Source organism: Gracilibacillus salitolerans (assembly GCF_009650095.1).
Lineage (GTDB): Bacteria > Bacillota > Bacilli > Bacillales > Amphibacillaceae > Gracilibacillus > Gracilibacillus salitolerans.
This window is the reverse complement of record NZ_CP045915.1, coordinates 72068-97831: the sequence shown is the minus strand read 5'-3', so window position 1 is coordinate 97831 and position 25764 is coordinate 72068. Positions and strand designations below refer to the sequence as shown.

General features: G+C 36.9%; 25 protein-coding genes. 1 reads left to right on the top strand and 24 read right to left on the bottom strand.

Going from position 1 to position 25764, the window contains the following annotated elements; all coding sequences use genetic code 11:
- Positions 1–34: 34 nt before the first annotated feature.
- The 18 genes from glcT to metG all read right to left on the bottom strand — a co-directional run bounded on the left by glcT (position 35) and on the right by metG (position 20190).
- Positions 35–874, bottom strand: coding sequence for a glucose PTS transporter transcription antiterminator GlcT (gene glcT, locus GI584_RS00510; protein ID WP_100358324.1), 840 nt, complete (start codon positions 872–874; stop codon positions 35–37).
- Positions 875–1590: 716 nt separating this feature from the next.
- Entirely contained in the window at positions 1591–2127 is a 537-nt protein-coding gene (gene spoVT / locus GI584_RS00505; RefSeq protein ID WP_100362375.1) for a stage V sporulation protein T, read from the bottom strand.
- Positions 2128–2262: 135 nt separating this feature from the next.
- Positions 2263–5796: a transcription-repair coupling factor gene (mfd, locus tag GI584_RS00500; protein ID WP_153789903.1), complete on the bottom strand. Its 3534-nt coding sequence runs from the start codon at positions 5794–5796 to the stop codon at positions 2263–2265.
- 135 nt (positions 5797–5931) lie between these two features.
- The gene (locus tag GI584_RS00495) at positions 5932–6162 is read right to left on the bottom strand and encodes an anti-sigma-F factor Fin (protein WP_100358326.1); all 231 of its coding nucleotides are present in this window, start codon (positions 6160–6162) and stop codon (positions 5932–5934) included.
- An 84-nt stretch (positions 6163–6246) separates the two neighbouring features.
- Positions 6247–6807 (bottom strand): aminoacyl-tRNA hydrolase, encoded by a 561-nt coding sequence (gene pth / locus GI584_RS00490; RefSeq protein WP_100358327.1) that lies wholly within the window; start codon positions 6805–6807, stop codon positions 6247–6249.
- 153 nt (positions 6808–6960) lie between these two features.
- Positions 6961–7599, bottom strand: coding sequence for a 50S ribosomal protein L25/general stress protein Ctc (locus GI584_RS00485; protein WP_153789902.1), 639 nt, complete (start codon positions 7597–7599; stop codon positions 6961–6963).
- Between the two features lie 82 nt (positions 7600–7681).
- Positions 7682–8635: a ribose-phosphate diphosphokinase gene (locus GI584_RS00480; RefSeq protein ID WP_100358329.1), complete on the bottom strand. Its 954-nt coding sequence runs from the start codon at positions 8633–8635 to the stop codon at positions 7682–7684.
- A gap of 21 nt (positions 8636–8656) precedes the next feature.
- Positions 8657–10021: a bifunctional UDP-N-acetylglucosamine diphosphorylase/glucosamine-1-phosphate N-acetyltransferase GlmU gene (gene glmU / locus GI584_RS00475; RefSeq protein WP_153789901.1), complete on the bottom strand. Its 1365-nt coding sequence runs from the start codon at positions 10019–10021 to the stop codon at positions 8657–8659.
- 794 nt (positions 10022–10815) lie between these two features.
- Positions 10816–11106: a septation regulator SpoVG gene (gene spoVG / locus GI584_RS00470; protein WP_100358331.1), complete on the bottom strand. Its 291-nt coding sequence runs from the start codon at positions 11104–11106 to the stop codon at positions 10816–10818.
- A gap of 169 nt (positions 11107–11275) precedes the next feature.
- Positions 11276–12091, bottom strand: a complete 816-nt coding sequence (gene purR / locus GI584_RS00465) for a pur operon repressor (protein ID WP_100358332.1) — start codon at positions 12089–12091, stop codon at positions 11276–11278.
- A 63-nt stretch (positions 12092–12154) separates the two neighbouring features.
- On the bottom strand, positions 12155–13015 hold the full coding sequence (gene ispE / locus GI584_RS00460; RefSeq protein WP_153789900.1) for a 4-(cytidine 5'-diphospho)-2-C-methyl-D-erythritol kinase: 861 nt from the start codon (positions 13013–13015) through the stop codon (positions 12155–12157).
- Between the two features lie 91 nt (positions 13016–13106).
- On the bottom strand, positions 13107–13286 hold the full coding sequence (locus GI584_RS00455) for a small, acid-soluble spore protein, alpha/beta type (RefSeq protein ID WP_100358334.1): 180 nt from the start codon (positions 13284–13286) through the stop codon (positions 13107–13109).
- Positions 13287–13557: 271 nt separating this feature from the next.
- Positions 13558–13821, bottom strand: a complete 264-nt coding sequence (veg, locus tag GI584_RS00450) for a biofilm formation stimulator Veg (RefSeq protein ID WP_100358335.1) — start codon at positions 13819–13821, stop codon at positions 13558–13560.
- Positions 13822–13996: 175 nt separating this feature from the next.
- Positions 13997–14887 (bottom strand): 16S rRNA (adenine(1518)-N(6)/adenine(1519)-N(6))-dimethyltransferase RsmA, encoded by an 891-nt coding sequence (gene rsmA, locus GI584_RS00445; RefSeq protein WP_153789899.1) that lies wholly within the window; start codon positions 14885–14887, stop codon positions 13997–13999.
- The gene (rnmV, locus tag GI584_RS00440; RefSeq protein WP_100358337.1) at positions 14884–15447 is read right to left on the bottom strand and encodes a ribonuclease M5; all 564 of its coding nucleotides are present in this window, start codon (positions 15445–15447) and stop codon (positions 14884–14886) included. The genes rsmA and rnmV overlap by 4 nt, the downstream gene beginning before the upstream one ends.
- An 87-nt stretch (positions 15448–15534) precedes the next feature.
- Positions 15535–16779 carry a G5 and 3D domain-containing protein gene (locus GI584_RS00435; RefSeq protein WP_153789898.1) on the bottom strand — a complete coding sequence of 415 codons (1245 nt, stop codon included), beginning with the start codon at positions 16777–16779 and terminating at the stop codon, positions 15535–15537.
- A 191-nt stretch (positions 16780–16970) separates the two neighbouring features.
- Complete coding sequence (locus tag GI584_RS00430; RefSeq protein WP_153789897.1) at positions 16971–17741, bottom strand: TatD family hydrolase; 771 nt, start codon at positions 17739–17741, stop codon at positions 16971–16973.
- A gap of 496 nt (positions 17742–18237) precedes the next feature.
- A complete protein-coding gene (metG, locus tag GI584_RS00425) occupies positions 18238–20190 on the bottom strand; it encodes a methionine--tRNA ligase (RefSeq protein ID WP_153789896.1) in 1953 nt (650 codons plus the stop codon).
- Positions 20191–20555: 365 nt separating this feature from the next.
- Here metG and GI584_RS00420 point away from each other — a divergent pair, with 365 nt between their 5' ends.
- Positions 20556–20834, top strand: coding sequence for a transition state genes transcriptional regulator AbrB (locus tag GI584_RS00420; protein WP_100358341.1), 279 nt, complete (start codon positions 20556–20558; stop codon positions 20832–20834).
- Positions 20835–20930: 96 nt separating this feature from the next.
- Here the strand turns inward: GI584_RS00420 and rsmI are convergent, their stop codons facing one another.
- The 6 genes from rsmI to holB form a co-directional block, all read right to left on the bottom strand.
- The gene (gene rsmI / locus GI584_RS00415) at positions 20931–21797 is read right to left on the bottom strand and encodes a 16S rRNA (cytidine(1402)-2'-O)-methyltransferase (RefSeq protein ID WP_100358342.1); all 867 of its coding nucleotides are present in this window, start codon (positions 21795–21797) and stop codon (positions 20931–20933) included.
- Positions 21769–22074 carry a GIY-YIG nuclease family protein gene (locus tag GI584_RS00410; protein WP_100358343.1) on the bottom strand — a complete coding sequence of 102 codons (306 nt, stop codon included), beginning with the start codon at positions 22072–22074 and terminating at the stop codon, positions 21769–21771. Before GI584_RS00410 ends, rsmI begins: the two co-directional genes overlap by 29 nt.
- Entirely contained in the window at positions 22058–22804 is a 747-nt protein-coding gene (locus GI584_RS00405) for a tRNA1(Val) (adenine(37)-N6)-methyltransferase (RefSeq protein WP_153789895.1), read from the bottom strand. The genes GI584_RS00410 and GI584_RS00405 overlap by 17 nt, the downstream gene beginning before the upstream one ends.
- A gap of 685 nt (positions 22805–23489) precedes the next feature.
- Entirely contained in the window at positions 23490–23831 is a 342-nt protein-coding gene (gene yabA / locus GI584_RS00400) for a DNA replication initiation control protein YabA (RefSeq protein WP_100362376.1), read from the bottom strand.
- A 14-nt stretch (positions 23832–23845) separates the two neighbouring features.
- On the bottom strand, positions 23846–24673 hold the full coding sequence (locus tag GI584_RS00395; protein WP_100358345.1) for a PSP1 domain-containing protein: 828 nt from the start codon (positions 24671–24673) through the stop codon (positions 23846–23848).
- Between the two features lie 6 nt (positions 24674–24679).
- Positions 24680–25669, bottom strand: coding sequence for a DNA polymerase III subunit delta' (gene holB / locus GI584_RS00390; RefSeq protein ID WP_100358346.1), 990 nt, complete (start codon positions 25667–25669; stop codon positions 24680–24682).
- Positions 25670–25764 lie beyond the last annotated feature (95 nt).

The following is a 25764-nucleotide window of genomic DNA, read 5'->3' as shown; positions in this document are numbered from 1 at the left end:
TTTTTACTCATGCCTGATCGTATCAGTAACACGTTTATGATTGCGTTAATCGTTGTAAATGAATCGTTAAATACAATACCTCTGATTCATCCACTCGTATATGTAATTGTTGTTGCATAACTTTGATCAATTTCCAAGCAAGATTATAGCATATCGGATAAGTCGTTTTCAAGACTTTTGCTAAATTTGTTTCTTCTCCAAGCTGTTCACCTTGATAAGCCCTTTCAATTGCACGGTGGAGGTGCTGAATCAGACGATTATAGTTAATATCATTTCTTTCCAACTTGATATTTAAATTTTCCTCAATTATGGTTACCAGTTTCGAAATGAGTTGATGATGCCGGTTCATATCATGAATTGTTTTATTGGTTACAGCACTATGAATGTGCAATGCTATGAAACCAACTTCCCCTGCAGGAAAAGTTACGCCGATTCGCTCTTCGATTACTGAAACTACTTCCTGAGCGACCTGAAATTCTTTCGCATATAATGATTCGATTTCAAAGAGAAAAGGATTAGAAAATTGAACATGTTGGTGCGCGCGATTAATCGCAAATGATAAGTGATCAGTTAAAGCAACATGAATATGCTCATGAAGTGTTTCATCCATTCTTTTTTCAATCAGTAGCATAATCTCATGTAATACTTCCATTATTTGCGGATCAATATACGACACTAATTGTTTATATTGCGCCTGCTCTTGCTCATCTTTTAATAAAAATGTTTTTTCCGCTTGTTCTTGTGAAACCATATCTCCCTTGTTCTTGTTAAAACCGATCCCTTTACCGATTATAATAACTTCCTTATGTAATGGATGGGTCGCGATAATCACATTATTATTTAGCGCTTTCTTGACCGTCATTTGTTCGTTCAAACTCTCCACCTCCCTTTCCACATAAACACATTACACTATTGTACTAAAAACCGCCAAAGATATCACCTATAACGGGTTAAGGGAACAGGTATAATGACCCATTCATTATTTCGAATGATCTATAGGGCTTGATTTCAGGATATCAAACAACAAGGACCTTACTCTGACTATCTAGTTCAAATTAGATAAAAACTGTGGCATAGTGAATTTTTTTGGAATGAAGCTTCCTTCCATTCTGGTTATAGATGAGTGCTAAATCGTCGCTGCGGAAAAATACTCCCTTTCCGTGGGGAACGCTACAGCCTCCTCGGCAGAAGACCACTTCCTGCGGGGTCTTCAGACTGTTCCTTTCCCACAGGAGTGTCGCATTTTCCCACAGCTTAGAGTAGTTCTTTAATCAAGTGAGAAAAAAATCATTAATTATACTTCCAAAGTTTCTCTTCTTTCAACAATCAAAACACCAGAATTAGCGTAGGCAGAATACGGAGACTCCTGTGGGACAGCGAGAGCTGAAGATCCACTTTGCAAAGTTAGCTGAAGTCGAGCCCACGGAAAGCGCAGTATTCTGCCAGAGCGGTATGTTAGCACTTTAAGGAAAGAATGGAAGAAAGCAAATCCAAGTCAGCGTTACTTCGTAGTTTATGTTTTTTGTGCACCATTTTTACTTCTAACAAAAATAGTATAGAAGCAAAATACTTCTATACTATCCGTAGTTCCTATTCCATTTGTTTTGCCAGAAAGGTGGCAGCTGCTTGGGCTGACTTTTTTTCTGCATCACCAAAATCTTTCTTCTCCCTTGTGAACACCACCATACAACCAATCGGGTCACCACCTGCTATAATTGGCTGAAGTAAATAGGCTTCTAATTCTTCCTCTTTATTTTCGATAATCTCTAAAGTGCTGTTAGTCGTTTCGATAACTGACTCACGACTATCCATTAATTGGTCAATCTTTTTCGATATGTGCTTACCTAAGTAGTCTTTTTTCGATTCACCTGCAACGGCGATAATTTCATCTCTATCACTAATAAGTATCGATAAATCTAAGGAATCAAATAATGCCTCCGCATACTCTGTTGCGAAATCACCTAATTCACTAATGGGAGAGTATTTTTTTAGAATCACTTCACCATCACGGTCGACAAAAATTTCGAGTGGATCACCTTCACGAATCCGAAGCGTTCGGCGAATTTCTTTCGGGATAACAACTCTTCCTAAATCATCAATACGACGTACAATTCCTGTAGCCTTCATATTAATCATTTACCTCACTTTCTATAATTGAGCAGTACATACAATTATTTCTTTAACTGAAATAATTATGCTGTAAGGTTAGTATGATTAATTAAAATGGAAACTATACCTTTTTTCGGTGATATTTTCATTATTTTAGGCTACAGGGGTTTGTTTCATTTCATTCAGCGTCTGGATAAACTCCTCTAAAATTTCGTATCGCTTAACATATTGACTCTTATCAAAGTGAAACTGCACTTTTAACTTGCGATTCTCTGTACCCAACTGGATTAACCTTCCATATTGATTGGCAAATTCAAATAATTTTGCTCCATCAAGTTCTTGGCTTCTCTCGTCTTCTACTAGTACTTCTATTTTTTGCTTGCGTTCTGTGATCGCTTCGATTCGTTCTTTTTTGGACATCATTTTTAGAGTTGATACATGGAAGAGATTTTCGACTTCTTCCGGATAATCACCAAAACGATCAATCAGTTCCTCTCGCAAATCATGAATATCTTCTTGTGAATAAATAGCCTGAAATCGTTTATACATATCAATTTTTTGTTTTTCATCCTGTATATAACTATCTGGAATATAGGCATCAATTTTTAAGTCTAATTCCACTTCAAATGGCTGTACTTCTTCAACAGCTTTACCTTGTTTTTTCGCTTCCACAGCTTCGTTTAACATCTGCGAGTACATATCGAAACCGACAGAGTCGATAAAGCCATGTTGTTGAGCACCTAATATATTTCCAGCACCTCGGATGGATAAGTCACGCATAGCAATCTTAAAACCTGAGCCTAATTCGGTGAATTCTTTGATCGCCTGCAATCTTTTTTCTGAAACTTCAGTTAAAATTTTATTTTGCTGATAGGTGAAATAAGCATAAGCAACACGATTTGAACGTCCTACTCGCCCACGCAGCTGGTATAACTGACTAAGTCCCATACGATCAGCACCATAGACGATTAAGGTATTTACATTGGGAATGTCTACCCCCGTTTCAATAATCGTTGTACTCACTAATACATCTGCTTCCCCTTCTAAAAAGGAGAACATTACATTCTCTAGTTCCGATTCATTCATCTGTCCGTGAGCAACAGATACCCGTGCATCCTCCACTAGTGCTTGTATGTCTTGCGCAATTTTATCGATGGATTCGACTCGATTGTATAAAAAGAATACTTGACCTCCTCGAGATAACTCCCGTTCAATTGCTTCCCTTACTAAAGGTGCATTATATTCCATGACATATGTCTGAATTGGGAAGCGATTTTCTGGTGGTGTTTCAATCACCGATAAATCACGCACACCTAACATCGACATATGCAATGTTCTTGGTATTGGTGTAGCCGTTAAGGTCAACACATCTACATTAGTTTTTAATTGTTTGATCTTCTCTTTATGTTTCACTCCAAAACGTTGCTCTTCATCGACAACTAGCAGTCCTAATTCCTTATAGATAACATCCTTTGATAATAATCGATGTGTTCCAATTACAATATCTACTGTGCCATTCTTTAAACCTTTTAATGTTTCTGTTTGCTGTTTTCTCGTTCGAAAACGGCTTAATAAACCAATATTAATCGGGTAATCCTGGAACCTCTCCATTACCGTTTCATAATGCTGTTGAGCTAAAATAGTCGTAGGTACCAGAATCGCTACTTGCTTACCATCTGCTATTGCTTTAAATGCCGCACGAATCGCTACTTCGGTCTTGCCATAACCAACATCTCCACAAAGTAGGCGATCCATTGGTCGTTCTTTCTCCATATCTTGCTTAATTTCTTCGATACAGCGCAATTGATCTTCTGTTTCCTGATACGGAAAAGATAATTCAAAATCTCGTTGCATTTCAGAATCTGGCGAAAATGCATAACCTCTAGCAGCTTCTCTTTCTGCATATAATTTCATCAAATCGTCGGCAATGTCTTCCACTTTAGATTGTACTTTGCTTTTTACCTTCTTCCAGTCATTTCCGCCTAAACGATATAATTTAGGCTCCTTGCCTTCTGAACCAACATATTTCTGTACTAAATCAATTTGATCTATCGGTACGAAAAGCTTATCATCTCCTGAATATTTAACGAGCATAAAATCTTTATGCAAGCCATTCACTTCTAATGTTTCAATACCAATATATCGACCAATACCATGGTTCGCATGTACAACATAGTCACCGACTTGTAATTCTTGATAACTTTTAATTCGCTCCGCATTCGAAATTTTTGGTTTCCGTTTTTTTCTAGTTGTTTTTTGTTTAAACAACTCATTCTCCGTTATAACGGCAATTTTATGCATTGGTAATTCAAAACCACCGCTAACATTACCAATGGTGATGACAGGTTGCTGAATCGGCAAATTCGGTAATGTCTCACTTATCGTTGCACTCATCTGATAATCTTCTAGTACAGATTGGATTTTTTCCATTCTACCTGGATTTGGTGCCAGAATAATGACAGAGAATTCCCCTTTATGCCATCTATCCATTTCATTTTCTAATAAATTCATTTGTCCGTGAAACTGTTGCATTGCCCGACATGAGAGATTCACAATATTAGATGGATTCGTGTTTGGAATATGACGTAAAAAAACAGAAAGATATAACCGCTGTTGCTTCATATTACCCCACACTTGATGCCAATCAAACGATAACCTAGAATCACTAACAGCTTTACCTCGTTGTAGATTATCTTTTAGCCATTCTTGTTCTTCGTTATCTAAATGAGAGGCGGTTTCCTGAATTCTGCTCATTTCATCTAATATAATATAGCCATCTTCTGGTAAATAATCTAGTAAACTATAGTTGTTATCGTAGAAAAATGATGCATACTTTCTCATTTCTTGAAAACGCTCACAATGATCTAGACGATCTATGTCCGCAGTAATCGTCTCTGTGAGTACTTGTTGATCAGATTTATTCTTAATCTTTTTAACCGTTTTATTTAATGACTGTTCTAATTTCTGAGCAGCAGCGACTAAGTCACTATCTTTTAATAACAATTCTGTCGTAGGGACAACTGTAATCTGTTCTTGCTTTTCCAATGACCGTTGTGACTCTGCATCATAATAACGAATCGAATCGATTTCATCGTCAAATAATTCAATCCGAAGTGGTTGTGCTTCTGTTATAGGATAAATATCTAAGATCCCACCACGCAGACTAAACTCACCGGGACTTGAAGCCATATCCTGTCGAATATAGCCCATTTCAACTAAATATTCTAATGTTTGATCGATGTTTATAACCTGCTCTAGCTCAAAATGAAGCTGATACGTCTGCCAATACTCCATGGGTGGTAGCATTCGTTTTAAGGCTGCTACTGGAGCAATTAAAATTGCATGATCCTTATTAAGCCAATTTGTCAGTGCAGAAATTCGTTGGCTTAATAATTCCGGACTCGCAATTGCTAATTCAGAAGCCAGTAACTCATTTACTGGATAAAGATATACATCTTTCTGTTCCGAAAACTCTAACATATCTTCATATAATTGTTGTGCTTGTGTTAATTGATGGGTAACGATTAAAGTTTTCTTGCGAGTAGCTTCTTGAATCAGGGTCGTAAACATACTTCTAGCAGAACCAGATAACCCAGAGACTAATTGTTCCTTTAAACCGGATTCTATCCCATTAATAATTGAATAGACATCATCGCGATTTTGTAAGTATTGTTTTATTTCATACATAATGCTCCCCCTAAATACCTTAAAACTAATATATGTTGATTTATTCAATAATTGCTAAAACGCACAAAAATGCTTTGGTGAACATACCAAAGCTTATCGTGTAAATAAAATCAGTATAAGAAAGTTTAGGTTATTCTATTGAATAAAATAATCTAACTCATGGTACTGTGGATTTTGATCTAATAAGTGTTGGCAATCTTCACAGATAGATTGAAGTGTAACAGTCTGATTTTGTTGATAATTCATCAGCTTGTTCTTTTCTTCTGTTGATAACACATTCCAACCTATTTTTTCTAAATCTAACATCTGTGGTCTCAGTTTTCCAATTTCTGTACCACAATGTTTACACGTATATAACAAAGTCATCATCGTGCCTCCTTTATAAGAAAGCTATAGCTTAATTAGTTGTTATTGTACCCGGTAACGGATAAAACTATACTTGATGATGACTTATTTATTATATTCATTCATTACTTTTGGAAATGGCTGCTTTATCCATGCTTCCATTGCATCAGCTGCATGATCAATAGACTGTTTTAATGTGTCCTGATCTTTTTCATCGAATTTTCCAAGAACATAATCAACTACTGAAATCGGAGTATCAGGTCTGCCAATTCCAAAACGTAATCGGTTAAATTCTTTCGTTGCTAATTGATCAATACAAGAGCGAACACCATTATGTCCTCCATGTCCACCAGTTTGTCGTAACTTGATTTTACCCAATGGTAAATCCAAATCATCATAGGCAACTGTCACTTCATCTGGCTGAAGATTGTAAAAATCCATTAATGGCCGAACTGATTCGCCAGACAAATTCATAAAGGTTTGCGGTTGGAGTAATATCACTTTCTCTCCCTCCACGGTTTCCATCGTATAGTGTCCTTTAAATTTACTTTTATTTAATGTCCAGCCATGACGCTCCAGTAGTTCATCAATTACCATAAAACCAACATTATGTCTTGTTTGCTGATATTTAATCCCTGGATTTCCTAAACCTACGATACATTTCATAGCATAAAGTCTTCCTTTAACAAATTTTTTCTTGTTTATAGTTTAACATAAAAAACGGTGAAAAGACGCAACTTTTGGTAGTTGCGTCTTGATTATTCTTAAGAAATTTACAAAAGTGGTGTCTGGCTCCAAACGGCATCTTCCGCTTTTCTTTTATTCTTCACTGTCTCCGTGTTCTTGTTTATCTCCATCAATAACTTCTGGTTCTGCCGATTCATCCTCTGCAGAGTCTTCTGCAGGTTCTTCGTCAGGAACTAAGATAGAAACAATAGTAGTTCCTTCATCTTCTAGGATGTCATAGTTTCTACCTTCTTTTAAATCTGAAACTAAGATACTATCCCCTACTGATAAGTCAGAAACATCAATGGTGATATGCTCTGGTATATCTTTAGGTTTCGCTCTAATGGACAATTCATATAATGGTTGTTGTAGAACGCCGCCTTCTTTCGTTCCTACTGCTTCACCGTCTAACGTAATTGGCACTTGTACATCCATTTCTTCTTTCATGTTTACAGCATAAAAGTCTGCATGTACTAACTCATCTTTCAATGGATCTGTTTGATATTCATGCAACATAACATCAACAGCTTCACCATCTATTTGCAACGAGATAATTGCATTTTTACCTTCATCTCTTACTGTTTTTAATAATTCCAAACTATTTACCGTCACTGTTTTTGGTTCTACTTGATATCCGTAAATAATGGCAGGTACTTCACCTGCTAATCGCATCGCTTTTGTATTAGAAGTTTTTAAATCCACTCTTTTTTTTGCTTCTAAAGTTGCTGCCAAATTAATCACCCTCCATATAAAATAACTAATATTAGTATATTTCCCTCGAGTGTGACAGGCTAAACCTTTTTTTTCAGAAAACTTAATCAAATAGAATACTTACAGATTGACGTTCGTGTACACGAATAATCGCTTCACTAATTAAAGGTGCAACTGATAGTTGAGTAATCTTATCAATTTGTTTATCTTCTTGTAATGGAATACTATTCGTAACTACTAATTCTTTTATTTTTGAATTCTCAATCCGTTCTATCGCAGGCCCAGATAATACTGGATGGGTACAACATGCATAGACATCCGTGGCACCATTTTCAATTAAAGCATTTGCGCCTAATGTTATCGTTCCTGCTGTATCAATAATATCATCGATAAGGATCGCTGTTCTTCCTTCTATGTTACCTACTATATTCATCACTTCTGAGACATTTGGGCGTGGTCTGCGTTTATCAATAATCGCAATTGGTGCTTTCAATCTATCTGCTAATTGACGTGCACGTGTTACCCCTCCGTGATCAGGTGACACTACTACGATGTCCTCTAGACCTTTTTTACTCCAATAGCTAGATAAAATCGGAACACCGACTAATTGATCAACTGGAATATCAAAGAAACCTTGAATTTGTGGTGCATGTAAATCCAACGTAATTGCTCTGGTAGCACCAGCTGTTTGTAGTAAGTCTGCAATTAATTTGGATGTGATTGGTTCACGTGCGCGTGCTTTACGATCTTGTCTGGCATATCCATAGTAGGGCATAACAACATTAATGGACTTCGCTGACGCTCTTTTTAATGCATCTATCATAATCAAAAGCTCCATAATATGTTGATTTCCTGGCTCACAAGTAGACTGCACAACATATACATCACAGCCACGAATACTTTCTTCAATATTTATTTGGATTTCACCATCGCTGAATTTTGTTACCGAGCTTTTTCCTAACTCTACACCAATATTGGCTGCAATCTCTTCTGCTAGGCTTGGATTCGAATTTAGTGTAAATACTTTTAAGGATGAATCCTTATAGGACATTTGTATACCTCCATGTGAACTTAATAATTATTTATATTTCTTTGCGTATTCTTCCTTGTTAACTTGTTTTGCTCGGCCAATCGATAATGCATCACCTGGTACATCCTGATGAATGGTCGAACCTGCAGCAACTAGCGCTCCCTTACCAATGGTAACTGGTGCGATTAAGTTAGCATTACATCCGATAAAAGCATTATCTTCTATCGTTGTTTTAAACTTATTCTTACCATCATAATTAACTGTAATCGCTCCACATCCAATATTTACGCCACTTCCAATTTCTGCATCTCCAATATAGCTGAGATGTGGAACCTTACTTTTATTATCTATCTTTGACTTTTTAATTTCAACAAAATTACCTACTTTTACATCGTCACCAAGCGATGCATCTGGACGAATATGTGCAAAAGGTCCAACTTGAACGCGCTGACCAATATAGCTTGATGTTGCGACACTATGACGGAGTACCGTATTCGCTCCGATATGGCAATCATTCACTTCGGAGTTCGGTCCAATTACCGCCTCATCTTCTATTGTCGTGTTTCCTTTTAATACACACCCGGGCTCAATCACAACATCTGTTCCAATTTTTACATCAGTGCCTATGTAAGTATTAGCAGGATCTATGATCGTTACACCATTTCTCATATGTTGCTCATTAATACGCCTTTTCATAAGTACTTCTGCTTGAGATAATGCAACACGATCATTAACTCCAATAGTTTCTTCAAAACTCTTCGTCTGGTAAGCGGCTACTTTCTGGCTTTCTTTTTGTGCGATTTGAATCACATCAGGTAAATAGTATTCGCCTTGTGAATTATCATTAGACACCTTCTTCAGCGCTTCAAATAATAATTCATTATCGAAGCAATATGTCCCTGTATTAATCTCTTGTATCGCTTTTTCTTCTTCTGTTGCATCCTTTTGTTCTACAATTTTACTGACTCGATTGCTTGCATTTCTTACAATTCTCCCGTATCCAGCAGGATCTTCCGCATGTGCAGTTAAAATAGTTACAGCGGCACGTTCTTTCTCATGATGATTCAATACAGCTTGTAATGTGTCTTTCATTAATAATGGCGTATCACCACAAACAACAATGGTTGTTCCTTTTTTGTTTGCTAAATATTTTTCAGCTTGCTGTACAGCATGTCCTGTTCCTAACTGTTCTTTCTGAATAACAAATTCGCAAGTGTTTCCTAATTGTTCTTGTACTTTTTCAGCTCCAAAGCCAACAACTGTGGTTATACTGGAAAGATCTAAAGCTTTCAATTGATCGATCACATGTTGTACCATTGGTTTCCCCAAAACAGGGTGGAGAACTTTATATAATTTAGATTTCATTCTTGTTCCTTTTCCAGCAGCTAACACAATTGCATACCGATTTGCCAAGATAGTCCCTCCGTTCCAGTTCACTTTTTATATTTATGTTTAAAGGATGTGCTCATTTTGTACGTTAATATCCCAATTATGAATATATACGAAAACCAGTGTATTTTCAATAAAGATGGCATAATTTAAATTACCAATAATACGGCAGCATTTTTATATTGATTGCTAACTGGTACTAAAAAATATAGTATTTATTTTTCTGACTAATAAGATCAGCTCTAATAATATAATCGATAACTACTGCGAACTAGTGAAAATTCACTTTAGGTTGGATGTCCTCCCATCCTTCTGAAGATGATTGCTAGTTCGTCGCTGCGGAAAAATACTCCCTTTCCGTGGGCAACACTTCAGCCTCCTCGGAAGAAAAGCACTTCCTGCGGGGTCTTCAGTTGCTCTTCCCACAGGATTGTCGCATTTTCCCGCAGCTTTAAGTAGTACTTTAATCAGGTGAGAAGAAAACCATTGATATTTCCAAAGGCTTTCTTCTTTCAACAATCAGAACACAAGAATTAGCGTAGGCAGAATACGCAGACTCCTGTGGGAACTCACGCGATGAAGATCCACTTGGTAAAGTGGTTTTCTTTACCAAGTTAGCTGAAGCCCGTACCCACGGAAAGCCTAGTATTCTGCCGGAGCGGTATTCTAACACTCTTTATGAAAAAGTATGGAAGAAAGCAAATTCACAAGAGAGTAACTTCGCAGTTTATGTATTTTGCGCATAAGTTTTATGCCTTCGATGTATAAAAATAAAAAGCCCAATCAAATGGATTGATTAGACTTTTTTTACTCTCATTTTAAGAAGCTCCTGCTTCTTCATATTCAACTTCAGCTTCTCCAGCACGATGATACTCTTCTAAAACAGCATCTTGAATTTTTGATCTTGTACCAGAGTTAATTGGATGTGCAATATCCCTAAATTCACCATCCGGTGTACGTTTAGAAGGCATTGCTACAAACATCCCATTATTCCCATCAATCACTCGAATATCATGTACCACAAATTCATGATCTAATGTAATGGATGCGATAGCTCGCATTCTTCCATCGGTATTCACGCGGCGTAATCTTACGTCAGTTACTTCCACTATGTTTCACCACCTTTTCCCCTTTTAAGAACTTATTATCTTAATTCAACAAAATTTTTAAAATTCCTGCTAAAATTTTAAAAAATATTATCTTTTTAAGAAAATTTTCTTATAATAAGTGGTGAGTGACATAATTCGATATAATTAGACCTTTTTACACGATCCATTATTACTGTTCAAAGTAATTTCCTTTTATTACCTCTATCTGTTTGCTATTAGAATCTACATTTTTAATTTGTAATAAAGAAATATAATCATCTACTACACGATCTTCTTCTTCATCCTCGGCTTCTGCTAGTACACCAATTGCTTTTACATTGGCATCGAATTCTTGAAGTAAGTTTTTCATTCCGTTTATGGTACCACCAGCCTTCATAAAATCATCGATGATACAAACATTTTCACCGGGTTTCAAACTGCGCTTAGATAACACCATCGTCTGAATTTTTTTAGAGGACCCTGATACATAATTAATACTAACCGTTGAACCTTCCGTTACTTTCGGATCACGACGAACAATTACAACAGGTACATTTAAAAACGAAGCTACCGCATATGCTAAAGGAATTCCTTTCGTTGCTACCGTTACAATGGAATCAATGTTTAATCCCGCAAAACGAGAAGCAAAAAGCCTACCGATATCTCTAATAGTACTTGGCGTAGCTAAAACATCACTCATAAATAAATAACCACCAGGCAAAATCCGGCTGGGATCTTCTAGCTCCTTACAAAGCTTGTTAATCATAGATTCACTTTTGTTTACTGAAACATTAGGCACATATTTTACTCCACCAGCTGCACCTGAAATAGATTCTAAATAACCAATCCCATCTTCTTTAAACATATGGTTAATAATAGACAAATCTTCACTAATTGAAGACTTCGCGGCACCATATGTATCAGAGAAAAATGGAAGAGAAATTAATTCCATTGGATGCTCTACTAAATAATTTGTCATCGCAACTAGACGATCACTTCTTTTCATTACTACACCCCAAAATCCGAATATTTTGAGGTAAATATAACATTTTATACGTGTTTAATCAAGTCATTGGCGATTGCCTAATAGACGAACCACATATACTTCTTCACAAAACCCTCTCAAGCTGTTATAAATGCGGTCTGCTCTACTCTCTTGTTGAACTAAGCCAAATACTGTAGGACCGCTCCCACTCATCAATACAGCATCCGCACCGGACCGTAACATCTGTTCTTTTATTTGTTCCACTTCTGGATTTTTAGGTAAGGTTACTGTTTCCAATACATTTTTTAGCCTGTTGCAAACTCCTTGATAATCAGATCGTTTAATTGCTTGAACCATTCCATCTGTATCAGGATGCTCTATATCATTCAATTGTAGAGATTGATACACGGATTGTGTAGAAACACCTTGAGCTGGTTTAGCTAAGATCACCCAACATTGAGGTGGTGCTGGCAATTCTATAATGGTTTCCCCTCTCCCCTTTGCGAGAGCTGTGGAATTATACACACAAAAGGATACATCTGAACCAACCTCTGCTCCTAAAACAGCTAACTCACGTAAGGTTATGTTAAGTTCCCATAAACGATTTAATCCTCTTAATGTTGCAGCAGCATCACTGCTTCCGCCCGCAAGTCCTGCTGCAACTGGAATTTGTTTATCTATTTTAATGTATACCCCTTGTTTGACATCATAACGTTCCTTCAGCAGTTTTGCCGCTCGATATGCTAAATTCCGTTCATCATTTGGAACAAAACGATTTTCCGATGCCACCTCTATTTTATCTTCCTCTATCAAAAAGAATTCGATGCGATCGGCTAAATCAACGGTGGTCATTACCATTTCAACTTCATGATACTGATCTGACCGCTTATAAAGGACATCTAATGTTAAGTTTATTTTAGCTGGGGCTTTTTCTATAATATACAAAGTCGCTCACCTACTGACAATTTTATATTCAGAATTTTACTTTATGTAAAGATACCATAAAAGCAAATAAAAGCGCAAAAAGGACAAAGTCTTAGACTTTGTCCTTATTTAAACTCTCTTCTGCCATTTGTACTGCTCTTTTCACCATATTACCTGCATCTCGTGCGGTAATTCCGCCCCAACCATCTTTTTGCACAGTGTCGTAAAATCCTAATTCTTTAGCAAGCTCTTCTTTAAACCGATCGGACATTAATCCTCTTCTTCGACCCATTGAAGATACTCCCTTTCTGTCGTGTTTTACGACACTCCTATTTTATGTTTTTTTGCTTTTATGATACAAGGTAATAAAAGGGATAAAGACTCTTGTTGGCTCTCTATTTGCTTAAATGGAGACTGGATTAGCAAATACTTCCGTTCGCCGACTAAAAATAATGAAACAATCGCTGAATTATATTACTTAATTTGAATAAGATAAAAACTGCGCACTAATTAAAATTTTCATAGCGCTTTCTTTATCCATTAAAAAAAGCAGCAAACAAAGTTTACTGCTCCCCTGCTACCGCTTCTAATTCTTCCGTAAAGTTCAATTCAACTGTTTCAGTGAGAATATCTGCATAACTGTAAGATACCCGCTCAAATGCATTCTCATCTTGATCAAGTTCAACGATAAAAACGGAAGGATATGTTTCTGATAATGTTCCATAACGCTCAATGGTTTTCTTTCTTCCACCATTTGCTTTAATTCGTAGACGTTTGCCGACATTTCCATCTAAACCTTGTTTGATTTCAACCAATGTTTTAGCCAATACACTCCACCTCACTAAATATTATTATACTACATTCTTGTCCAACCGTCAATCAAAAATATTCTATTATAACAATATTAATTGAAAGCTGTCAATAAAAAAATTTGGAAGTTATGCATTTAGGTTACCTTTTTACAAGAAAATTATGTATAAAAAAAGAAAATTCCTATATTTTTCAGGAATTTTCTTTCGTTTGCTGTTTAAAATAATTTGCTAAAGCAGCGAATTCTTTCATGTTTAACGATTCTCCTCGTCTTGTCCCATCGATTCCAACATGTTCTAACCCTTCTTCTATCTGAGCCTTCGAAACTTTGTCTTTAAAATGCCGCGATAAATTGTTGCGCAGTGTTTTCCGTCGTTGTTGAAAGCTTGCTTGCACCAATTGGAAAAAGAACTCTTCATCGTCAACAGTAACTGGTGGAGTTTCACGCTTTTCCAAGTGTAAAACAGCTGAATCTACACGCGGCTGTGGCATAAAAACGGTTTTCGGTACAACCATTTTTACTCTTGCTTCTGTATAATATTGTATTGCTATGGATAAAGATCCATATTCTTTTGTATTCTCAGTAGCTGCCATCCGTTCAGCAACTTCTTTTTGAATCATTACTGTAATACTAGAGATAGGTAAATTAGCCATCAATAATTGCATTAAAATAGGTGTTGTAATGTAATAAGGGAGATTGGCCACTACTTTCACCGGTTTATTATCTTGGAAATTTCGCTCCCATACCTCTTCAAAATCAGCTTTTAGAATATCTTGGTTAATAACCTCTACATTATCATACGCATGTAAACTGTCCTCTAAAATCGGTAATAAACGTCCGTCTATTTCAAATGCAACAACTTTGTTTGCTGCAATTGCTAATTGTTCGGTAAGGGCACCAATGCCAGGACCAATCTCAATTGCATTCATATCTTTGGTAATGCCAGCATTATGGATGATATTCCTTAAAATATTTACATCGATGAGAAAGTTCTGACCCAAACTTTTTTTAAATGAGAAGCCATATTTTTCAAGAATTTCTTTTGTTCGTTTCGGTGTGGCTATAGCCTTCTGCTCACTCATGCACGTTCCTCCTGAATTATTTGTTCCATCACTTGTTCAAATTCATCTTTAGCAATTTGAAACATTTGTAACCTTTTTAATAACTGTTTTGCATTAATATGTCCAATTCTTAATTGCTGTCCTAGTTTCTTTCTTCTCTCTCTTGATCCATTTCCACCTATTAAACCAAAACGAATTAAATCTGATTTCGTAATTTCTGTTTCTCCATTCTCTGTTAACTCGTAAACTTGATGGAGTGCTTCACGCAGTACTTCTAATGAAGCGTGTTCTATTCCCAGACTTTTATGCTGTTTTCTATCTGGAATAGCTTCTTCTTTTGTTAGAAAGGCATGCTTACATCCTGGAACATGCTGATCAATGATTTGTCTAATCCGCTGACCTGGATAATCAGGATCGGTAAATACAATGACACCTCGTTTATTTTTAGCATGTGCAATTTGTTCTAATATATCTTTATTGATCGCTGAACCATTTGTTTCTATTGTATCGACATCTAATGCCTGTTTTAGTTTTGCGGTATCGTCTTTTCCTTCTACTACAATGATTTCTTTCACCTTCAAAAAGGCTCCTCCATTCTTGCTTCTTATAGCTTTATTTATTTTAACACAAAAAAGCTTACCTTTGCTTAGGAAGGTAAGCTTTATACTTTATTCAACAATTTTTACTTGTACTGTTTTCACACCATAGCTTTCCGCTTTCTGTTTGCTTGACATATGAAGGTCAATTTTATTTCCCTGGATATTGCCACCTGTATCTCTAGCTATTGCATAGCCATAGCCTTCTACCCAAACTTTGGTACCTAAAGGAATTACGCTCGGATCTACTGCTACTACACCGTCTGGATTTTCTTTTAAATTATAACCTGTAGAAGTTAGTCCTCTACCATCACATGATGCACAATCCCAATTATATGCTGTCGCTTTCATGTAAATGGTTTCTCCCTTTTCTTCACTGCCGCTACGAGAAACAGTTTCGGTCTTAGTTCCGGCATCAGAAGCTGCATTAGCAGAAGCTGTTGTTGTTGCTTTCGGTTGATTTACCTTCGTACCAACTGCAACAACTTTCTCTTTACTTTCTTCTTTTACTTCTTCTTTCACAAGTTCACGGGATACTTCTTTCCCATTTTCTAATACTACTTCATAATGTTTTTCAATAACACCTGGTTCACCTTCTGAAACAATTTCTTCTTTTCCTTTTTCCAGTGAACTATCGTTACGTTTCACCACACTAAATTCTTGCTTTTCCTCTTCAATATCTGTTATCTTTTCTACTCTTGTAATTTCAATATCGGTACTCTTGCCTAATGAAGCGGTCTCTCTCGGTTCCACACGGTCTAATTCATCTAATTCTATGTCATGTTCCGCTAACAGTTCTTTAACAGATCCTCCTGTTGTCCAGACCTGTTGCTCTTCTCCAGCATCATTAATAGTAACTTGAAAAGCTTTTTCGATATCGATCACAAGGTTATCATCTATTTCTGTATGTGCTGCTAATGATAATTGATCATTTTCTGTTAATTCAATATCTTGCTCTGTCAGAAATTCTTCAACTGTCTCACTAGTTGTATAATATGTTTGTTCGTTTCCATCTATGCTGACTATTACTTTTTTTGCAATTGTATGCTCGATTTTCATCTCTCTATTTACGAGGTCATTTAGTTCATGTGAAAGTTCATCATGTTCTCCCACATCAATTGCAAGTTCATTTAGGACATCTTCGACAGTATTGGCATGTGTACGTACTGTCATTTCTTCACCTGCTTGAACAACTGTAACTTCTGCCTTTGATAATTCATAAAATGATATACATATAAATCCAATAAATACAAATAAAGAAAGTGCGTATACGAAGTCTTTGTTGTTCAATATGTGACTAATTTTAAGACGCTTCATGAACTCTTCCCTCCTTTTTACTCGCCGTTGTATTATATAAAGATCCTTTTTCAGTGTCAAATGGACTTATGAAAAGAAAAAAGCAGCAAAACCCTTGAATTCAAAGGGTTCCACTGCTCTTTTTTATGAAATATTTCAAATTGTTTACATTACCGTAACATTGCCTGAAACATATATCGCTAAAGGCATCCTTAGTTTGTTAGACCAAAAAATCTCTTTGCATTTTCTGTTGTTTGCTTACTTATTTCTTCATAGCTTACATCACGCAGTTCTGCTATTTTTTCTGCAATCAACTTGACATAAGCTGGTTCATTTCTTTTCCCTCGATTCGGGTGTGGTGCGAGAAATGGACAATCTGTTTCGATTAATAACCGATCTACTGGTACATACTTCGCTACGTCCTTCGGTAAGGTTGCATTTTTAAAAGTTACAGGACCACCTAACGATATATAAAAGTTCATCTTTAAGCATGCATCAACATACTCAACTGAATCATTGTAACAATGCATGATGCCTCCAACTTCTTCAGCATTTTCTTCCTGCAACACTTGGATGATATCCTCTGTCGCTTCCCGATTATGAATAATAATAGGCAACTTTACTTTTTTTGCCAAGTGGATTTGCTTGCGGAATACTTCTTTTTGTACGTCTTTTGGTGATTTGTCCCAATGGTAATCTAAACCCATTTCGCCTAAAGCAATTACTTTCGGATGTGAGGATAATTCTTCTAGCCATACTAGTTCTTTGTCGGTCATATCAATAGCGTCAACTGGATGCCAGCCAACTGCGGCATAGATATGGTCGTATTTTTCTGCCATGTCGATTGCTTTTGGGATTGTTTCATGATCAAATCCGACAATAACCATGTTTTCGACTCCAGCTTCTTTTGCTCGTTGTAACACTTCTTCACGGTCTTCATCGAAATGGGAGACGTTTAAATGAACGTGTGTATCAAATAACATCCTAATTCCTCCTTAAAAACCAGACAAAACCGGTTCTGCCTGCTCGTCTCATTCATAGTAGATAACTACTGTGAAGTTGTGAAAATTTGCCTTGGTGTAGCTTCCTTCCATTTTGATTAATGATGAGTGCTTAGAAACGCTCCGGCAGAATACTGCGCTTTCCTTGGGCTCGGCTTCAGCTAACTTTGTGAAGAAAAGCATTTCACAAAGTGGATCTTCAGCTCTCGCTGTCCCACAGGAGCCTCCGTATTCTGCTTACACTAATTTTAGTGTTCTGATTTATCGTAACAATTGAACCTAGGGAACTATACTCTATGGGTTTCCTGTCTTTTTATCAGAACACTATTTTACGCAGCGTCGACTTAGCACTCAACTAGAATCAGAATGGAAGAGAGCAAATCCATGTCCACTTTACTTCGCAATTTGTGTTTTTTGTGCTTACTCAAAAAATACACACGTGTTTTTAGTAGTGAACCGCGTGTGTACTTTTGGGTATTTATTTTACTACGGATCCGTTTGGCAGGTTTGATTCTACTGTAGCCAAGGATAGGGAGCCGTCTTTGTCTTCTCCGGATAGAATCATACCTTCTGATAATTGACCACGTAGTTTAACTGGTTTTAAGTTGGTTACACAGATTACCTTTTTCCCTACTAATGATTCAGGGGTATAGTATTGTGCAATACCTGATATTACTTGACGTTTTTCGCTACCAAGGTCTAATTGAATACGTAATAATTTATCAGCTTTTTTCATTTTTTCAGCGTGTGTTACTTCTGCCACACGTAAATCTAGCTTCATAAAATCGTCATATGTGATTTCATCTTTTGCTTCTGTCTTCTCTTCTTTCTTCTCCGGTTCAGGTTTTGTCATCATGTCTTTAATAATTTGTACTTCTTTTTCGACATCCAAACGCGGGAAGATCGGATCTTTCTTCACCACTTTCGTTCCAGCTTCAATCTCCCCAAATTCCGACAGACTCTCCCAAGTATGAAGTGCTTCGTTGTCGCTCACACCAATTTGTTCGAAAATTCGATTCGGTGTCTGTGTCAGGAATGGACGTAATAAAATCGCAATACGTCGTAAACTGTCGACTAAATGCGCCATTACATTACCTAAACGGTCTTTTTTACTTTCATCTTTCGCTAAAATCCATGGCTCTGTTTCATCAATATATTTGTTTGTTCGACTTACATACTTCCAAATGTGAGTTAATGCAACAGAGAATCCCATCTCATCTAGTGCCTCTTCTACATTAGCTACTGTTTCTTTTCCTAATGTTTCTAATTGTTCATCAAAGGGCTCTTCTGAAGCACGGAAAGCTGGAATTCCACCATCAAAGTATTTATTAATCATCGCTATTGTTCGATTTAATAAGTTACCTAAGTCATTGGCAAGATCGTAGTTCGTGCGGTCTACGAAACCTTCTGGTGTGAAAACACCGTCTGAACCGAATGGTACTTCGCGTAACAGGTAATAGCGTAATGCATCTAAACCGTAACGATCTGTTAAATCTATCGGGTTCACGACATTACCTTTTGATTTCGACATTTTTCCGTCTTTCATCAAAATCCAACCGTGCGCAAACACTTTTTTCGGTAATGGTAAATCAAGTGCCATTAGCATAATTGGCCAATAAATCGTATGGAAACGAACAATTTCCTTACTCATTAAATGAACATCCGCCGGCCAGTATTTTTGATATAAACTATCATCATCAGTACTATATCCTAATGCAGTGATGTAATTACTTAATGCATCAATCCATACATAAATGACGTGTTTTGGATTTCCAGGAACTTGGATGCCCCAGTCAAATGTTGTACGAGATATCGCTAAATCTTCCAATCCTGGTTTAATAAAGTTATTGATCATTTCATTTTTACGGCTTTCTGGCTGGATGAATTCTGGATTTTCATCATAAAAAGCAAGCAAACGATCAACATACTTACTCATTTTGAAAAAGTATGACTCTTCTTTTACGTGTTCAACAGGTCCACCACAATCGGGGCAACGGCCATTTTCCAGTTGTCTTTCTGTGAAAAAGGATTCACAAGAAGTACAATAGCTTCCTTCATATTCATCTAAGTAAATGTCGCCTTGCTCTAATAATTTTGCGAAGATTTTTTCGACAACTTTTTTGTGACGTTCTTCTGTCGTACGAATGAAATCACTATAAGATATATCTAGCTTTTCCCATAAGTCTTTAATACCGCTGACGATTTCATCTACATATGCTTGCGGAGTAATCCCTGCGTCGTCCGCTTTTATTTGGATTTTTTGACCATGTTCATCCGTTCCTGTTAAATAACGAACATCATATCCTCTAAGTCGCTTGTAACGTGCCATCGCATCTCCAGCAACCGTACTATAGGCATGGCCAATATGTAAATTTCCACTTGGATAGTAAATTGGTGTCGTTATATAAAAAGTTTTCTTTTGCTCTGTCATGCTATACCTCCTCAATACTTTTTCATTCTATATATACAGTCTGTTTTTATTGTAGCGATTTTTCGAACATTTTTCCATTATAAAGTGAGACTTCAATCAGTAGGGGATTTCTCCATTAATTAATTGCAAAACTTATCAGGATGATAGCGTCCGTGATAAATACATTGTAGCCATTTAATTTACTTTTAAAACAAAAAACTTGTCGAATAATCTTCACGAACTATTGACCTGTTTTTTTTCAATATTTTTATAAAAGCTTGAAAAAAATGCAAAAATTAAGTTTGACAATAATGGCAACTAATGGTATTATAACGCTATAGATGTCGAATATTGCCGAATTTATTTATCAAAGGGGAGAATAAATAATGAAATCAACAGGTATTGTGAGAAAGGTAGACGAGTTAGGTCGTGTCGTAATCCCGATCGAGCTTCGTCGTACATTAGGCATTCAAGAGAAAGATGCTCTTGAAATTTATGTCGATGATGAGCGTATCATCTTACAAAAATATAAACCAAATATGACTTGTCATGTTACTGGTGATATCTCTGATGACAACTTTACATTAGCGGACGGAAAGCTAGTACTTAGTCCAGAAGGTGCAAAGACACTAGTTAATGAAATCCAAAGAAAATTAGACAAATAATCTGATCACATAAAAAACAACTCGCTAGAACATAAAGAAAAACTAAGGCTTTCGCCAGTATTTGGCGAAAGCCTTACATTCTTATGGAATGTAATCTTACTCCATATGATAAGCACTGTATACTTCTCTTTTTGGAATATTGCGATCTTTTGCCACGGCTTTGACGGCTTCTTTACTTGAATATCCCTCTAATTCCATCACTTTTTCGACATGCTCTTTTAAGGTAAGATCTGTCCACCAATTCGTTTGTGGATTCTCCTTGATTCCTTCCACAACAATACAGCATTCACCTTTTATCGTGTGGTCTGTTATCCATTCTGCTATTTCTGGTAAACTCCCTCTAATATACTCTTCGTATCTCTTGGTTAACTCCCTTGCTATTGCTACTTGTCTGTCACCAAGTGAGTCCCATAACAACTTGATTGTCTCTTCAATGCGGTGTGGCGATTCATACAAGATAAACGTTGTATCAATTGATTGTAGTAATTGTATTGCCTGATCACGATCTTTTTTCTTTCGTGGTAAAAAGCCATAAAAATAGAAATGACCAGTTGGCAATCCTGAACCAACTAAGGCTGATAATGCGGCATTTGCCCCTGGTAAAACAACCACTGGAAGATCTGATTGGATTGCAGCTTGTACCATTTCATATCCTGGGTCTGAGATTCCTGGCATACCAGCATCACTTACTAGAGCCAGATTTTCTCCATTACTTAGCAGCTCGAGAATTTGATCCTGTCTTGCCATTTTGTTATGTTCGTGATAGCTAATCATCTTTTTCTTCAGTTCAAAATGATGTAGAAGCTTCCCAGTATTTCTCGTATCTTCAGCTAAAACAGCATCAGCCTCTTCCAATATACGTAATGCACGAATCGTAATATCTTCTAAGTTACCTATTGGTGTCGGCACCACGTATAATGTGCCTTTTACTGCATCAGTTTGGTAGCTCTTCTGTATCTGCATATACGCCATACCTTTCCGTTTGGTTTTCTTTAATCCATAATTCCTTCTGCTTTCTAGTAAGCCTTTTAATCTTTGCTTCTAACTGCATTGCTTCTGATTTTGTCTTACATTGTTGTTGGTACTGCAATTGAAATGGGGCTCTACCTCTTGTATATTTGGCACCTTTACCTTGTTCATGCATTTTCAACCTTCGTTCGATATCGGTTGTATAGCCTGTATATAATGTTTCATCCTTACATTTAAGAATATAGACATAATGATTATTTTTTTCTTCCATATAATATACCTTCTACCTCTTTTGTATAATTTCCCTGTTCATCGAAAGCATATAATGGCGGCAGTAGCTTAAGATCTGGATTTCCATCTCTAATTCCTTCTATTAATAAAATGTTTGCTTCTTTTCCTTCTTTCGGATATACGAAGCGAACTCGTTTTGGCTCTATTTTATATTGCCTGAATAACGTAATAATATCGACAAAACGTGACGGACGATGTACCATGGCTACTTTACCACCTGATTTAACGAGCTTACTACACGATTGTACCACATCTTCCAACGTACAATATATTTCATGCCTTGCAATCGTCAGATAATCATTATGATTATGGTGGTTTTTATTCTCAGTCTGGAAATAAGGTGGATTAACGGTTACTAAATCAAATTTATTGTTTTTGAAGTGATCCGGCATATCCTTTAAGTCGCCATGGATCATATCAATTTGATGGTTCAGCTTATTCAACTTAATACTGCGGCATGCCATGTCATATAGCCGTGCTTGGATTTCAACGCCTGTAATGGGGACGTTAGATTGTCTTGATAATAACAATGGGATGACGGCATTGCCTGAGCAAAGATCCAATATTTTTCCTCTTGTTTTTGGTGTTGTAGCGAAGTCTGCCAGTAGCACAGCATCGATGGAAAAGGCGAACTTAGTCGGGCTTTGAATGATTTGCATTGTTTGGTCCGCTAACAGATCATCAATCCGTTCATCTTTTTTTAGTTGCATTTGTTTAACTCCTTCAATAAAGTACGTAGGTGATACAAACTGCGTCATAGTGAAAATTTTCTCCAATCCTGATTTTTGATAAGTGGTTTGGATACGCTCCGGCAGAATACTTCGCTTTCCGTGGGCACGGCCTCAGCCAGGGAACTACTTGAATGAACTTCTGTGCTCCCTTGCACCGAGGAAGCATACTACGAAGCGTTACTAGAAGACGCAGGTGCATCAAGGGGTCTTCAGCTCGCGCTGTTCCCACAGGAGTCTGCGTATTCTGCATACGCTAGTAGTGATTTTCTGATTATTATAAGAATATAAAACTCATGAAATTATATTCCATGGATTCCCTCTTACTTGATCAGGAAACTACTCTAAGCTGCGGAAAAATGTGACACTCCTGTGGGTCGACTAAAAGCGGCCACGTCCTGTGGCCAACGTCGACACTTGATCGTCCTGCTCTTCGAAAAGGAACAGTCTGAAGGCCCCGCAGTGAGCGTTCTTTGCTCGCGAGGAGGCTGAAGCGTTCCCCACGGAAAGGGAGTGTTTTTCCGCAGCGTCGGACTAGCACTCATCTCAAATAGAATGGGAGGAAGGAACACAAAAGTTACTTCGCAGTTTATGTATTTTGTACACTATTTCTAACTTTAATTCTAAACCAAAGGCTGACACTTTATTATGCCAGCCTTGGTTTGGTTTATTTAGTTTTGTTTAAGAAGAGTAGGCAGAAGAGGCAGTCGCCTTCTTGTCTTGGACTTCCGAAATGTACGTTACAAATATGGAAGCCTTCTTCATAAAGTCTTGCTAAGTTATCGTATCCTTCGCCAATTGCTGCGTCATCATCGCCTTGTTCATTTTGATCTGAACTTTCGGTTTCATTGTCCAATCGTTGTCTGAGGTGATGATTTTCCATTTCTAGTCGGTGATTTTCTTCCAGCATTTCGCCTAACTGCTGTTTTAGGTCCCCTAATTGTTGATATAATTGGCCAATTTGCTCTTCCATGTCAGAAACTTGTTCAAATAATTCTTTTTTCTTCAAGTGCTTCCACCCCATTATTCTGTGCCCTGGGTATTAATAACTCCTTCATCTATAAGTTCATCTAATGTATATTCAACCATTCGTTCTTTTTCTGGAATTTCGATTTGTATTAGACGTTCTAGGATATTTAGTCCGACAACCTTTCCATGACCATAAGCTGTCGTTATTTCTTCACCAAGATCCGGTAATTCTTTTTTGGCTGTTTCATAATCATCATTCTCATATTTCAAGCAGCACATTAAGCGACCACACAGACCAGAAATTTTCGATGGATTCAAAGAAAGATTTTGATCTTTCGCCATTTTAATCGATACCGGCTCAAAATCACCCAAAAATGTTGAGCAGCAAAGCATACGACCACACGGACCAATCCCGCCTAGCAGTTTAGCTTCATCTCTTACTCCAATCTGACGCAATTCAATACGTGTTTTGAATACAGATGCAAGATCTTTTACTAAATTACGAAAATCGACTCTACCATCAGCAGTAAAATAGAAAATGACTTTATTGCGATCAAACGTGTATTCTACATCGACTAAATTCATTTCCAAGTCATGTTCTTTTATTTTTGCCTGACATGTTTGATAAGCCTCTTCTGCAATTTCCTTATTTTCCACGACAATCAATTTATCTTTATCATTGGCAATACGGATTACTTTCTTGAGGGGAAGAACAACATCTTCTTCATCCACCTGTTTATTCGAAACAACAACCTTACCAAACTCTACTCCTCTTACAGTCTCCACAATGACATAATCATCTGTTCCGACTTTTAAGTCTTCTGGATCAAAATAATATATTTTACCCGCTTTTTTAAAACGGACACCTATAACCTCTATCACAAATATTCACCTCTGTATTTGAAGTGTTAATTGCTCCAATACTAACTGTGGATGCACATTTTGTTCTAATTTTCTTTTAGCATCCATAATATATTGTAAGTTATCAGTCGTATGCTTCATAGACCAATACATAGCTGCTTCTTCTAACTTATTATGGTGATTAGCAAACACTATCGCCGAAGGTTCGTCTAGATGATAATGAACAATATCTCTAAACCATAATAATAATAAATCGAGGCCTTCTTGCAACTGTGTACGCTCTTTAAAATGTGGCATCCACTGCGTATGCACAAATATTGGCACTTCGTCTGAATTATGTTGAAGCATTTCAACTAATTGTACCACTAATTTTCGTGACTGTGCAAACCAATTATCCTTGCTCTTTTCAATTGCCTCTGTTAAATTATTTGTTATTTGAGTCATTAAACGCGCATTTGCTTCTGTTAGCCCTTCCCTTTGTAAACTTTGCTCTAATTGCTTTGGATTCAGCGGTTTAAGAGCGATCATTTGGCATCTAGAGCGAATAGTAGACAACATTGCATGACTATTCTCTGTTAATAAAATTGCGGTTGTTTGCTGACTAGGTTCTTCTAAAAACTTCAATAATCGATTGGAAGCATTATCGGTCATTTTTTCCGCTTGTGAAATAATATATACTTTTTTATTTGATTCCAGTCCAGTATAAGTAAATTCCTTCTGTAAATGTAAGATCTGTTCTTTCTTAATACTTGCCCCATCAGGAATGATGATATGTAAATCAGGGTGATTCCCACTTTTAATCCGGCGACAGTCAGTACACTGATGGCATGGGTCGATAGTTGTTCGTTCTTTGCAAAAAATACTCATTGCAAAAAGGAGTGCAAGCTCGTACTTTCCTGTACCTTTATCACCGTGGAATAAATAGGCATGAGATATTCTTGATTTTTTGATACTGTTCATTATCATCTTACCAACAACAGATTGTTTTTCCAGCATGTCTGCCCATACAGTGTCCATTTTATAGCCTACTTTCCTCTTTATTATTGATAATTTTATTAAGAAGTAAAGAAGAGGATGGATTAGTTTCCTCAGCTAATCTATCCTCTGTTTGG